This window comes from Collinsella sp. WCA1-178-WT-3 (M1) (assembly GCF_009696325.1).
In the GTDB taxonomy this organism is placed as follows: domain Bacteria; phylum Actinomycetota; class Coriobacteriia; order Coriobacteriales; family Coriobacteriaceae; genus Collinsella.
The window spans coordinates 21,591-35,388 of record NZ_VUME01000016.1; the positions used below are offsets into that span (position 1 = coordinate 21,591).

At 64.0% G+C, this 13,798-nt stretch carries 10 protein-coding genes; 9 read left to right on the top strand and 1 reads right to left on the bottom strand.

Going from position 1 to position 13,798, the window contains the following annotated elements; translation table 11 throughout:
- Positions 1 to 125: 125 nt before the first annotated feature.
- Complete coding sequence (locus FYJ40_RS08280; protein ID WP_154518447.1) at positions 126 to 851, bottom strand: hypothetical protein; 726 nt, start codon at positions 849 to 851, stop codon at positions 126 to 128.
- A gap of 115 nt (positions 852 to 966) precedes the next feature.
- On the opposite strand from FYJ40_RS08280, the gene dnaX reads away from it, so the two are divergent.
- The 9 genes from dnaX (at position 967) to FYJ40_RS08325 (ending at position 13,677) form a co-directional block, all read left to right on the top strand.
- Positions 967 to 3,471 (top strand): DNA polymerase III subunit gamma/tau, encoded by a 2,505-nt coding sequence (gene dnaX / locus FYJ40_RS08285; protein ID WP_195838624.1) that lies wholly within the window; start codon positions 967 to 969, stop codon positions 3,469 to 3,471.
- A gap of 221 nt (positions 3,472 to 3,692) precedes the next feature.
- Entirely contained in the window at positions 3,693 to 4,013 is a 321-nt protein-coding gene (locus FYJ40_RS08290) for a YbaB/EbfC family nucleoid-associated protein (RefSeq protein ID WP_154518453.1), read from the top strand.
- 13 nt (positions 4,014 to 4,026) lie between these two features.
- Positions 4,027 to 4,623 carry a recombination mediator RecR gene (recR, locus tag FYJ40_RS08295; RefSeq protein ID WP_154518456.1) on the top strand — a complete coding sequence of 199 codons (597 nt, stop codon included), beginning with the start codon at positions 4,027 to 4,029 and terminating at the stop codon, positions 4,621 to 4,623.
- 243 nt (positions 4,624 to 4,866) lie between these two features.
- Positions 4,867 to 5,775 (top strand): hypothetical protein, encoded by a 909-nt coding sequence (locus tag FYJ40_RS08300; RefSeq protein WP_154518459.1) that lies wholly within the window; start codon positions 4,867 to 4,869, stop codon positions 5,773 to 5,775.
- Positions 5,772 to 7,613 carry a hypothetical protein gene (locus FYJ40_RS08305; RefSeq protein ID WP_154518462.1) on the top strand — a complete coding sequence of 614 codons (1,842 nt, stop codon included), beginning with the start codon at positions 5,772 to 5,774 and terminating at the stop codon, positions 7,611 to 7,613. Before FYJ40_RS08300 ends, FYJ40_RS08305 begins: the two co-directional genes overlap by 4 nt.
- Before the next feature lie 3 nt (positions 7,614 to 7,616).
- Positions 7,617 to 8,555 (top strand): FHA domain-containing protein, encoded by a 939-nt coding sequence (locus FYJ40_RS08310; RefSeq protein ID WP_154518466.1) that lies wholly within the window; start codon positions 7,617 to 7,619, stop codon positions 8,553 to 8,555.
- Between the two features lie 476 nt (positions 8,556 to 9,031).
- On the top strand, positions 9,032 to 12,571 hold the full coding sequence (gene nifJ / locus FYJ40_RS08315) for a pyruvate:ferredoxin (flavodoxin) oxidoreductase (RefSeq protein ID WP_154518469.1): 3,540 nt from the start codon (positions 9,032 to 9,034) through the stop codon (positions 12,569 to 12,571).
- A gap of 117 nt (positions 12,572 to 12,688) precedes the next feature.
- On the top strand, positions 12,689 to 13,180 hold the full coding sequence (locus FYJ40_RS08320) for a helix-turn-helix domain-containing protein (protein WP_154518472.1): 492 nt from the start codon (positions 12,689 to 12,691) through the stop codon (positions 13,178 to 13,180).
- Positions 13,181 to 13,200: 20 nt separating this feature from the next.
- Positions 13,201 to 13,677 carry an IS3 family transposase gene (locus FYJ40_RS08325; RefSeq protein ID WP_370450676.1) on the top strand — a complete coding sequence of 159 codons (477 nt, stop codon included), beginning with the start codon at positions 13,201 to 13,203 and terminating at the stop codon, positions 13,675 to 13,677.
- Positions 13,678 to 13,798 lie beyond the last annotated feature (121 nt).

A 13,798-nucleotide genomic window follows, 5' to 3' on the forward strand; every position in this document is an offset into this window, starting at 1 on the left:
AAAGTTCGTTTGCGAGCGGCGGGCGCGGGGCCGAGCCATTCGCGGTGGCATAGATGCTGCTAGTGTAGCACGCTCTGGTGCATGGGGAGGATAGTGGGATGCGAGGCTGCCTGCCTGACTTGACCTTAGCGCTTCTTCTTGCCCTTCTTCTGCTTGCACCGCTTGCCCTTGTTGTCCTGGGGCTTGTCTGCCTTGTCTCCCTGCTTGGCCTCGGCTGCAGCCTTCTCGGCCTTCATTTTCTTCTTCTTGGTCTCGATGCGGAGCTTTTTGTTGATGCGCGCCTTAAGGAAGGAGCCAAACTGCTCGGCGTCGCCGCGAACAAAGGTGTCCTTGGGGATCGTCACGCCCTGGTCTGCGAACATGGCAACAAAGATGCGCTCGCCGTCGAGTACGTGGTCGAGCTTCTCAAACGGGAAGAACTGCGACTTGCCGCTCTTGCCCCATACCATCAAGCCGTCCTCGTTGGCGGCGACGCGGCGATAGCGGCCACCCATGGACTTGTCGGCCTCGACGGCGTCGATAAAGTCGCGGGCGAGCGTGTGGTGCAGGTTTTTGCTCCACCAGGCCAAAAAGGCGCCGAACACGATCAGGACGACGCCAAACTTGATCCAGTTGCCGCCGGCCACCAACATGCCGATGCCGAGCAGCGCGGCAATTGCCGCGGCGACATACAGCGAGCCGCGACGCCTGGGCGAGGCGACCAAGCGGGCGAAGTCGGTGACGAGGTCGTTTTCGTACTGATACTCGTTGAGGTACAGGATGCCGTCGTCGGCTGCTGCCTGCTTCTCGAGCGCGACCTCGACCTGGTCGGCTGCTTCGGAGGGAACGAGGTTGCTCTCTGCGTCTGCCATGCTCTTTGGACTCCTATCGCGGCGGGCTCGCCGTACGGGTTATTATGAGTGCAGTATGCCGTGCGACCGCATGGCCGTCGCGGCAACAAAACTCAGTATACCCGGGGGAGCACCCATGGAATCGTTGTACCGAAAGTATCGCCCGCTCACCTTCGACTCCGTGGTGGGCCAGCAGCATATCGTCTCGACGCTCGAGCACGCCATCACCGAGGGACGCCTGTCCCACGCGTACCTGTTCTGCGGACCGCGCGGCACGGGCAAGACCACCATGGCGCGCATTCTGGCCAAGGCGCTACTGTGCCGCAATGCCGAGGCGGCGCGCGCCGAGGGCGCAAGCGGCTGCATGCCCGACGGCACTTGCGAAGAGTGCGAGCTCATCGCCGAGGGCAACCACCCCGATGTCTACGAGCTCGATGCCGCAAGCCGTACGGGCGTGGACAATGTGCGCGAGGAGATCATCAACTCCGTTAACTTTGCCCCGGTGCGTGGCAAGTACAAGATCTATATCATCGACGAGGTCCATATGCTCACGACGGCGGCGTTCAACGCGTTGCTCAAGACGCTTGAGGAGCCGCCGGCGCACGTGATCTTTGTGTTGTGCACCACCGATCCGCAAAAGATTCTGGAGACCATCCTCTCGCGCTGCCAGCGCTTCGATTTCCACCGCATCGGCAACGAGGATATCGAGCATCGCCTGTCCTACGTGTGCGAGCAGGAAGGCTTCGATTACGACGACGAGGCGCTGGCCATCGTGGCGCGCCATGCCAAGGGCGGCATGCGCGACGCGCTTTCCACGCTGGAGCAGCTGAGCGTTTTTGGCAACGGCGCCGTGCATGCGGACGATGCCCGCTCGCTTTTGGGCGAGGTTTCGGACCAGATCCTGGGCGAGTTTGCCCGCGCCATCGCCGAGCGTGATATTGCTGGACTCTATGGGCTCATTCGCGCACAGGTCGAGGAGGGCAATGACTTGCTTGAGCTGACGCGTGACCTGGTGGCGCACGTGCGCGACGTGTATGTGGCCTGCGTTGCCGGTACCCGTGCCGAGCTGTTTGAGGGCGGGGCCGAGCAGGCTGAGGCGCTTGCTGCCGAGGCCGCTGCCTTTGGCGGGCATCCGGCCGACCGTCTGGCCCGCGTGCTGACAGTGCTCGACGATGCCGCGTTGGAGATGAGGGGTGCGAGCGACGTGCGCCTGGTGCTCGAGATCGCCTGCACGCGCCTGGCACGTCCCGAGGCCGATCTGACCATTGAGGCCCTGGCCGAGCGCGTGGCACGCTTGGAGGCCATGGTCGCCAACGCCGCGGTGCCGGCGAGCGTGGCTGCTGCTGGTGGTGCTGCGCCCGCGGCTGTCGCGGCTGCACCTGTGGCGACACAACAACCGACGCTGATCTCGGGTGCCCGAGCTGCTGCCCCTGTGGCATCCACCGCTCCCACTGCTACGCCCGCGCGCCAGGGCGGCATGCCTTGGGATCGCGGCGCCGCCGCTCCGGCGACCCAGCCCGCGCCGACCCCCAAGCCCGCTGCGTCTGCGCCTCAGCCTGCCCCGGCTCCGATGCCCCAGCCCACCGCCGCTTCGGCTCCCGCACCTGCCGCTGCGCCGGCGCCTAAGCCCCAGCCCAACACTGCCGCTCAGGTTGCTGCCGCCGGCGCCGCCGAGACCCCTGCGGTCGAGGATGCCGGCGAGCTCCAGCGCAAATGGGTCGAGGTCGTCGAGCGCGTCAAGGCGCGTCAGGCTTCCTACGCAGGGCTTTTGCTCAACGCCCGCGCCACGGCCGACGACGGCTCCAAGCTCACCGTCTCGTTCCCTGCGGGCTCGACCTTTGCCATCAAGATGCTCGGCCGCGCTGACACGCAATCGGTGGTCCTGCCGACAGTCAGTGCGGTCTTCGGTCGTCGCACCGTCGACTATGTCCTGGATGGGGGTGTCAGGCCGGCTCCTCAACATGGGGAGCATTCTCCATCTGCACGGGCTGCGGCATCTGCGGACCCGCAACCCGTGTCCTCGGCGGCCCCTGCATCCTTGAGCGCCAGCGCGCCGCAGCCAAAAGCGGCACCGGTAGCGGCACCGATCCCGTCGGTGACTGAACCCGCCGTGCCCAAACCGGCTGCTCCGATTCCCGCGTCCAAGCCCGCTGCCGCGCCTGCACCAAAGTCATCCGACCTGGCCAAGGCCCCCTGGCTGCGCTCCGACAACCCTGCCGGTGCTCCTGCCACGGGCAAGCTCCCGACCGAGCCCGCGCCCCGAGCGCCCGAGTGCGCGTCTGCTCCCAAGATTCAGCCGTCTGCGCAGGCTGCGCCATGGGAATCCGAGCAGGTACCCTACGACGACGCGATGGTCGGCGGCTTCGCCGGCGATGCGAGCGGGGAAGATCTTCCTCCGTTCGACGTGCCTGCCGCGGCGCCTGCGCCCAGCCCTGCCGCTTCGGCCGCAGCTCCCGCAGCTGCGACGTCCGCTCCTGCAAGTGACGACGCCCTCGCTGCCCCTTGGGAGTCCAATCCCGGCGCCGGCAGTCCTTTCGGTCACCAGGGCGCAGCCCCGAGCATCCCGCAGACCGAGGACGAGGCCAAAGCCCTCATCCGTAGTGTCTTTGGCCAGTCCACCATCTTCAAGCCGGTGGAGTAACTATGCGGGCGGGTATATACGCCGAGTTGTGCGACCTTGCATAATTCGACCTTGCATAGTCTTGGGCGGCGCGTCACGCTAGAGGACATGTACATCGACTGAGTTAGCGCGACCGCCCCGCTCGCTTGCCCCGCGCCGTGGTACGATTTTTGAGTTTGAAAGTCCCGCCGTGCCCGGCTGCCCTTGCAGCTTGTCGCGCGACCACACGTAAAGGAGCCATCATGGCCGGTATGAACATGCAGCAGATGATGAAGCAGGCCCGCAAGATGCAGGAGCAGCTTGCCGCCGCGCAGGAGAGCCTCAAGTCCCAGACCGTCGACGCCTCTGCTGGCGGCGGCATGGTCAAGGTGACCGTTAACGGCGAGATGGAGCTCGTCAACCTCACCATCGATCCCGATGCCCTCGATCCCGAGGACGTCGATATGCTGCAGGACATGATTATGGCTGCCGTCAACGAGGCCGTCCGCGGCGTCAACGAGCTCGCCAACAAGCAGATGGGCGCCATCGCCGGCGGCCTCAACATCCCGGGCATGCCGTTCTAAGACGCACACATATATGAGTGCCAACCATAGTCTGCAAAAACTGCTCGATGAGCTGGGCCGTCTGCCGGGCATTGGCCCCAAATCGGCCCAGCGCATCGCCTACCACCTGCTCGAGGCCGACGCCGAGGAGGCGCGCCGCCTGGCCGAGGCCATTCTAGAGGTTAAGCAGGAAGTGCATTTTTGCAGCCGCTGCTTTAATTACGCCACCGCTGACGAGTGCTCCATCTGCCAAGACTCGATGCGCGACACCACCCGCATCTGCGTGGTGGGTGAGCCGCGCGATGTCCAGGCGATTGAGCGCACGGGCAGCTACCACGGCCTCTACCACGTGCTGGGCGGCGTGATCAGCCCCATGGACAAGATCGGCCCCGAGCAGCTGCACATCCGCGAGTTGCTGGTGCGCTTGGGCCACGAGGACATCCACGAGGTCATTATCGCCACCAACCCCAACATTGAGGGAGAGACCACGGCGAGCTACCTTGCCCGCACCATCAAGCCTCTGGGCGTCGAGGTGTCGCGTCTGGCGAGCGGCCTGCCCGTGGGAGGCGACCTGGAGTATGCTGACGAGCTTACGCTCGGCCGTGCTATCGAGGCCCGTCGTGCGATCTAGGCGGCGTCAGCTCCGCGGCATGTCCCGTCGGCCTGCCGCACGGGGCGCTCATAATTGGGCACGAGTTCATGCATTTGTTGTGCAACAAACCTGCTTTTCATCCGCTTATCGCGTGGATGGGTCCACTCGCACCTCGTATTTGCCCATTCGTTGCACAACCTTTTGGGTTCGCTGATACACTCAAATGTGGATATGAAAGAATGCGCCGCTTTTAAGCGGCGTGTTTTTGTTGGAGGAGAACGCATGCGGCCCGCTAGCACTCAGACAAAGCATGGCGCCGCGGTGCGCATGCGACGCCGGCTGGGCCTGGCGCCTCGGGCGTACGTACTGCTGTCTTGCTCGCTCGTGCTGGTCATAGCCGGTGTTTCGGCTTATGGCATGACGGTACCGTCCATGGTGCAGGCGTATGCTGCGCGCGAGCTGCATATTGGGCGCAAGGCCAAAAGCGACTTGGGAACGACAACCGGATATGCGTGGGCGAGCGTGTTCGGGCGCGCCGTGTTTGGCGTCGATCCCGCGGACGAGGGCGAGCGGGCGTCCAACGAGATCACGCTGGCAAACGGCAAGACTATCGTGCTCACCAACACCAAGGTCATTACGAAGCTTTCCAATAACAGCGTGGCTTCTGTCGTTAACAAGGCGGAGCAGCAGAAGGAGCAGGATACGCAGCAGGCGGGTAAGCCCGGCGGCTCGGACGGGTCCGGTTCTGGCACCGGTTCGGCGGGCTCGGGCGGCGGTTCCGGTTCGGGCTCCGCCTCTGGCGGTGGATCTTCGAGTGGCAGCTCGACGGACGGCGGTGCCGGCGGCGACACGGGCTCGGGTGGTCTCTCGGCTGCCGAGGAGGAGAGTATTCACAGCTGGCTCGTGACCAAATACAACATGCTCGATGGCTATGTCGCCCGCGCCAATAGCGTGGTTTCGACCTATAACGCAACAGGCGATACCGGGCCGTGCGATAGCCTGGTCAACGATATGTTTGTCATCCGTGCCGAGTTTGGCCGGCAAACGTTTTCTCCCAAGTCAAAGTGGTATCGGCAATACGCCAACCTATGGGGCTGCTACACCAATCTGTGCCAATGGGTGGGACATTACGGCGATGACGACGTCGCGCTCAACAACTTCAATACCAAAGTGGCGGCGATCGCCCTATGACGAATAGCCTTGCTTCTGTGGCAACCCAGTCGCTCAGCCGTGATCCCATGGTGGGCCTGCGCCTGGCGCGCGTTGGAGGGTTTGAGCCCGCCATTGCGCTGGGCCCGGACGAGCTTCCCGCCTACCTGCGCCGTTTTACGATGCTGTTTGCCGATGACGCCACCATGCGCCGCGGCGGTATCGGCCGTGTGACGCGTGCCGTCAACGCGCAGGGCGAGGCCGTGGCACTCAAGCAGCTCATCTTGCCAACGCGCGACGAATTTGATGACGATGTCGCCCACGAGGCGCTGGTCACCAAGTTCAAGGCGGCGTTTCGCGAGGAATATGAATGCCATCGCGCCCTTTCGGGCCTTAGAGGCTTTCCCCGCCTGTATGGATGGGGCGAGGTCGACGGCGTGCCCGCGATTGTCATGGAGTGGGTCGAGGGCGAGACGCTCGCTCGCCTGCGCTCGCGCCTTGCCGTGGACGATGCCGGGCGTCTGTCGCCGCTCCTGGCGGCGCGCCTGGGACGCGACCTGTTCGATCTGCTCTGCCGCATGAGCTTGGTAGGCGAGGGGTTCGTCCATCGCGATATCTCGCCCGCTAATATTATGGTGCGCACGGCGCGCCTGCCGCTCGACCGACAGCTTGCCGAAGGCACCTTCGACCTGTGCTTGATCGACTTTGGCTCTTCGCTGGCGCTCGAACCCGCCTCTGCGGTGGCCGGCACCGGCGGCAAGGCGTCGTTTACCGAGCGCTATGCCACGTTGCGCCGCGCGACGGTGGCCTACGCCCCGCCCGAGATGCTCACCGACGATATCCCCGACCTGCGCATGCTTCGCATGTCGCCGGCAATCGATGTCTATGCAGCGGCGAGTACGGTCTACGAGCTCATCGCCGGTGTCGCGCCGTACGAAGTAGCGCCGGGTGCGTCGGGTACTTCGGGCTCGCGCAAAAAGACGCGCGATATCGCCAGTCCTTATCGCCTCAAGATGGATACGCTGCCCGATTATCCCGTTGGCGCCCACGCGCCCGGCTGCGACTTGACGCAACTGCTGCGACGCGAGCCCGATGTGGCACTTGCCGCGGCCGAACAGGCTCAGCAGCTGGGACTCGATCCAAATTCCGAGGATCTGCGCGATGCGCTGGCGTTTGTCGATGCCCAGTTGTTCGACGTGGTCATGGCCTGCCTGTCCTGCCATCAGGAAGATCGTCCCGAGCCGGCTGCGGTGGAGGCGGCGCTCTCGGCATTTTGCGACCACTATGCGCAAAATGTCGCCCGCTCGCTTCGCGCCGAGCCGCTCTTGCCGTGCCCGATGGAGGTATCGGGGCACACAGCCCGGCGTGCGGCGATGGTTGGTGCGACGGCGGTATGCGGCGTGCTTTGGGCTGTGGTCGTGGTATCAGCTGCGCTGCTGGCGTCGGGCGCCCATGTGACGCTCGTCGTGGGACCGCTTATGTGGTCCGGGAAACTGCCGGCCATTATCGCCGCACTGGCGTTGGCACCGCCGGGCATGGTGGGCATCGCTGCCGGCGCCATGGCACGCGATCGTCGCACGGGGTTCCTGCATGGCGTACTGGCGCTTTCTGCCTGCGAGGTTCCGGTGCTGATCGCGGCTGCATGCACCGTGTTTTCCCAGCGCGCCGTAGCGAGCGGCTTCGTTGCCGCCTTAATTGCAACCTATGCGCTCACGTGGTTTTTGCTGGCGATGGGGTTTGCCTTTGAGCTTCCCGTCGTGTCAGCGCGACGTGCGAAAATTTCCATGGCGACGCCGCTTGCCGGCGGAGCCGCGGCTGCTCGCGCCTTTGGCGGGCCGGCCGAAGTATCCGACACTATCTCTGCGACCAAGGAGGGCTAAGCCATGGCTTCTCAAGCTGAGCTCACCCCGTGCGGGGCAATGTTTGACATCTTTAAGCGCGCAGCGCACCTGAGCCATATCGAACTGTGCGGCCTGGTGCTCTCGAGCCGCCCGCTCGTCGACGGCCGTAGTCCGCAGAGCCGTGCTGCCGATCGATCTTGGGTTTCGCGCTTTATCGTGCGCGCGCCGGTCGGCACGCTGCAGGAACGTTATTTTGCCGATTACGGCACCTCGGCCGCGCGCATTATGTCGCAGCTGGCCCTGCGCCGCCGCAATCCCATGGACGCCACGGCCGTGACCAACATGGTGTGCGGCCCCGCTGGCGAGCCCATGGTGCGGGCACTCGAGGAATGCCATCAGGACACGAATCTCTATCGCAATGCGCTCGAGCGCCTGTCGCAGGCGGCTGAGCTCATGCCCGCCGAGCGCGCCGAGGCCATCCTGGTGCTGTTTGTCGCCGTGGGCTGCTCGGCAGATGTCCGCTCGTCGGTGACCTATGCCCTCGACTACGCTCATGCGACCTGTGGCGGCGCCACGTCGACGCCGCGCTCGCTGAGCACCTCGACGGTCACGGGCGAGCACGAGGCGGCGCCTGCGCACCCGTTGGGACTGCTGCGCGTGCAAAACGGCTACGTGGTGAGCGCCCCGCGCTGGATTCAGCCGAGTGAGGAGGGCGTCGAGATCGGCGCGCTGGCGACGGGGGAGGGTGATATCACCGATGTGGGCGATGACGTTTCGGCTCGCCATGCCCACGTGTGGTGCGATGACCAAAATGTCTGGTACGTCGAGGACCTGTCGTCCACCAACGGAACCGTGGTGGTAAACGGCGCGACGAACGTCTGCACCCAGGTCGAGCCCGGCCGCTCCGCTCAGCTCAACCCCGGTGACGAGCTCAGGCTCGGAGAATCCACAACCTACGCCATCCTCCTCGGCGCCCTCTGACTCATCTCCTAAATAAGTTGCGGTGAAATAGGGACTGTTTAAGGCTACGGCCGGCAAAAACAGTCCCTATTTCACCGCAACTGCCATTTGGTCCCTCGGTGACGGAAGGATTATTTTTGCCCTTGATGGTCGCTCGGGGTAAACCTTTACCGCCCGCCTATATTTGTCGAAATTACACTTGACGGCGGGGTACAATAAACCCGCATGCGGATTTCCGTTGCGGGCGCTTCCCATCATCGGGGCGTGCCCGGGAGCATCCGGCATGCGGCCTTTGCGGCGCTCGATCATGTGCAAGACGGGTAGCTGGGCCTGTGGAGCGCGTGCAGCCTCCTCGCCTCGGCATGCCTTCTCTCCACGCCATGTACCTGCTGCTGAGTCCGCCTGTCAGATGACTGGAAGCAACAGCGAAAATCCCATCACGCCAACATCCCGGTAATCGCCGGGGCCTGTATACCTATATGAGAGGAGAGGGGTATATGGCGCGTAAGTTTAAGTCTATGGACGGCAACGAGGCGGCCGCATATGTTTCGTATGCGTACACCGAGGTAGCGGGAATTTATCCCATTACGCCGTCCAGCCCGATGGCCGACCATGTCGACCAGTGGGCGGCCCAGGGTCGCAAGAACATCTTTGGCACCCCGGTCAAGGTCGTCGAGATGGAGTCCGAGGCGGGTGCAGCCGGTACCGTTCACGGTTCGCTGGGCGCCGGTGCTCTGACCACCACCTACACGGCTTCTCAGGGCCTGCTCCTGATGATCCCGAACATGTACAAGATCGCGGGCGAGCAGCTCCCGGGCGTCTTCCACGTCTCCGCGCGTTGCGTCGCTTCCCACGCCCTGAACATCTTTGGCGATCACTCCGACGTCATGGCCTGCCGCCAGACCGGTTTCGCCATGCTCGCCGAGGGCAACGTCCAGGAGGTCATGGACCTCTCGCCGGTGGCTCACCTTGCCGCCATCGAGGGTAAGACCCCGTTCCTCAACTTCTTCGACGGCTTCCGCACCAGCCACGAGATCCAGAAGGTCGCCATGTGGGACTACAAGGATCTTGCCGAGATGTGCGACATGGACGCCGTCCAGGCTTTCCGCGATCACGCGCTCAACCCTGAGCACCCGCACACCCGCGGCAGCCATGAGAACGGCGACATCTTCTTCCAGAACCGCGAGGCCTGCAATAAGGTCTACGACGAGCTCCCTGCCGTCGTCGAGGGCTACATGAAGAAGATCAACGAGAAGCTCGGCACCGATTACGGCCTGTTCAACTACTACGGCGCTCCCGATGCCGATCGCGTCGTCGTGTGCATGGGCTCCTTCTGCGACGTGCTCGAGGAAGTCATCGACTACCTCAACGCTCACGGTGAGAAGGTCGGCCTGGTCAAGGTTCGCCTGTTCCGTCCGTTCTCCATCAAGCACTTCGTGGACGTTCTCCCCGAGACCGTCCAGAAGATCGCCGTCATGGACCGCACCAAGGAGCCGGGTTCCATCGGCGAGCCGCTCTACCAGGATGTCGTCTCCGCTCTCTACGAGGCCGGCAAGACGGGTATCAAGGTCGTCGGCGGCCGTTACGGCCTGGGCAGCAAGGACACGCCTCCCGCGTCCGCGTTTGCCGTCTTCGAGGAGCTCAAGAAGGACGAGCCCAAGCGCGAGTTCACCATCGGCATTGTCGATGACGTGACCAACCTGAGCCTGCCCGAGGCCGAGGATGCGCCCAACACCGCAGCTCCTGGCACCATCGAGTGCAAGTTCTGGGGTCTGGGTGGCGACGGTACCGTCGGCGCCAACAAGAACTCGATTAAGATCATCGGCGACCACACCGACAAGTACGTTCAGGCCTACTTCCAGTACGACTCCAAGAAGACCGGCGGCGTTACCGTCTCGCACCTGCGCTTTGGTGATTCCCCGATCCGCTCGCCGTACTACGTGACCAAGGCCGACTTTGTCGCTTGCCACAACCCCAGCTACATCGTCAAGGGCTTCAAGATGGTCCGCGACGTCAAGCCTGGCGGCACCTTCCTGGTCAACTGCCAGTGGAGCGACGAGGAGTTCGCCGAGCACATGTCCGCCGTGGCCAAGCGCTACATCGCGAACAACAACGTCAACGTCTACCTGATCGACGCAATCGACCTGGCCGCCAAGGTTGGCATGGGCAAGCGCACCAACACGGTACTCCAGTCCGCCTTCTTCGCGCTGGCCAAGGTCCTGCCCGCCGAGGACGCCCTGCAGTACATGAAGGACGCGGCTACCAAGTCCTACATGAAGAAGGGCCAGGCCATCGTCGACGCCAACCACAAGGCCATCGATGCCGGCGCTACCGCCTTCCGTAAGTTCGAGGTTCCGGCCGACTGGGCTACCGCCGAGGACGCCGCTCCTGTCGAGCTTTCCGAGGAGACCAAGTCCGCTATCGCCCAGCAGGTCAAGAACCTGCTCGAGCCCATCGATCGCATGGATGGCGACAGCCTGCCCGTTTCTGCCTTTGTCGATTGTGCCGACGGTCAGTTTGAGCTGGGCGCCTCCGCATACGAGAAGCGCGGCGTCGCCGTGGTCGTTCCTCACTGGGACGAGACCAAGTGCATCCAGTGCAACCAGTGCGCCTATGTGTGCCCGCATGCCACCATCCGTCCGTTCGCGATGACCGAGGACGAGGCTGCCGCCGCGCCCGAGGCTACCCGTACGCTCGACGCCATGGGTCCCAAGGCCAAGGGCATGAAGTTCACCATGGCCGTGTCCCCGCTCGACTGCATGGGCTGCACCAACTGCGCCAAGGTCTGCCCCAAGGGCGCCCTCGAGATGGTTCCCGCCGAGCAGGAGATGGATCAGCAGCCCGTTTGGGACTACATGGTCAAGAACGTCTCCGAGAAGAAGGAGCTCATCGCGGCCAACGTCAAGGGCAGCCAGTTTAAGCAGCCCTACCTGGAGTTCTCTGGCTCCTGCGCCGGCTGCGCCGAGACCGCTTATGCACGTCTGGTGACCCAGGTCGCCGGCGACCGCATGTTCATCTCCAACGCCACCGGCTGCTCCTCCATTTGGGGCAACCCCGCTGCCACCGCTCCTTACTGCAAGGACAAGGACGGTCACGGCCCGGCGTGGAACAACTCCCTGTTCGAGGACAATGCTGAGCACGGTCTGGGCATGGCCATCGGTTACGAGGCCGTCCAGAATAAGCTGATCGCCGCCACCCAGGAGCTCATCGCCGCTGACGGTCCGTCTGACGAGCTTAAGGCCGCCGGTCAGGCTTGGATCGACTCCGTCAACGACGCCGAGGCCTCCAAGACTGCTGCCGCCGCCTACGTTGCCGAGCTCGAGAAGTGCGGCTGCGACGCTTCCAAAGCGATCCTCGCCGACAAGGCTTACCTCACCAAGAAGTCCTTCTGGATCTTCGGTGGCGACGGTTGGGCCTACGACATCGGCTTCGGTGGTCTGGACCACGTCCTGGCTTCTGGCCACAACGTCAACGTCTTCGTCTTCGACACCGAGGTCTACTCCAACACCGGCGGTCAGGCCTCCAAGGCCTCGAACCTGGGTCAGGTTGCCCAGTTCGCCGCTGCCGGCAAGGTGACCAAGAAGAAGTCTCTGGCCGAGATCGCTATGAGCTATGGTTACGTCTACGTGGCGCAGGTCGCCATGGGCGCCAACCCGGCTCAGACTCTCAAGGCCATCCACGAGGCCGAGGCCTACGACGGCCCGTCCCTCATCATCGGCTACAGCCCCTGCGAGATGCACTCCATCAAGAAGGGCGGCATGCAGAACTGCCAGGCCGAGATGAAGAAGGCTGTCGAGTGCGGTTACTGGAACCTCTTCCGCTTCAACCCCGAGGCTGCTGCCGGCAAGAAGTTCTCGCTCGATTCCAAGGAGCCCGCGGGCGGTTATCAGGAGTTCCTGATGAACGAGGCCCGTTACGCTTCGCTGACGCGTTCCTTCCCCGAGCGCGCCGAGGAGCTCTTCAAGGAGAACGAGCAGGCCGCTATGGACCGCTACGCTCACCTGCTGAAGCTCAAGACGGTGTACAACGAGGCCTAGGTCTCCCACCGCAGGATCTGAGGGCTAACCTTCTCGGATGTCCTCGGACATGAAAGAACCCCCGCTGCGCACTGAACTGCCTCCCATTTCTTGGACACGAGAAATGGGAGGCTTTTTATGCGTGTCGACTTGAGGGTGAAGCACGACATCGAGGCCAGGAAGGCGGCGATCGGGCTCTTCGAGCGAGGGCACGGCTTCGAGTCGGCGGCGAAGGCGCTGTCGGTCCCGCGCGACACCGTGAGACAATGGCTCTACGTATACCGGTCGTTCGGAAGCGAGGTGCTGCTATCCATGGACGGCAAGCAGACCAGGTACACATACGAGCAGAAGGTCGCCGCCGCCTCGGCCGTGGTCGACGGCGGCATGGGCAAGCGGGACGCCATGGAGGCGTTCGGGGTCATGTCCCTGGCGCCGCTCAAGAGATGGTGCGCGCTCTACCGCGAGGGCGGCGCCGAGGCGCTCAGGCCCAGGCCCAAGGGCCGGCCAAGCGGTTCCAAGGCGAGGCCGCGCACCCGCGAGCAGGAGCTCGAGGAGCGCTGCCGAAGGCTCGAGACCGAGGTGGCCTACCTAAAAAAATTGCGTGCCCTGGTCGAGAGGGACGGGCTCTGACCAGGGCGAAGGTCGAGGCCGTGAGCGCCCTGCGCGCGGAGGGGTGCAAGCTGGGGAGCCTGCTGGAGTGCGCCGGCCTGGCCCGGTCCAGCTACTACTACGCGCTGTCGCACCCGAAGGCTCCCACCAGGCCCGAGCTCTGGGAGGCCGCCGCCGAGATATTCTCGCGCACGGCCAACGGGTGCGGCCACAGGCAGATCGCCATGTGCCTGCGCGCCGAGCAGGGCGTGCGCATAGCCTACAAGACCGTGCTGAAGATGATGCGCGAGATGGGCATCAGCTGCGGGATCCGCCGCGAGACCGACTACCACAGGTACAACTCGTACAGGGGCAAGGTCGGAAAGACCTTCGAGAACGTCATCGGGCGCGACTTCGCCGCCGACGGGCCGTGGGAAAAGATGGGCACCGACGTCACCGAGTTCAAACAGCCCTGGGGCAAGGCCTACTTCGCGCCGGTCTACGACTTCGGCAGCAAGGAGATCGTCGCCTGGTGTTAGCGTCAATCTATTTTTCACCAGTTTCGCTAAACAGGCGCACCGTTCGCGCAAAGGCGGTTTCACCGGTTGCGCTAACGTATTTTCACCGATTCCGGTCACGGCTTGACGGGCCCGTCCCTCG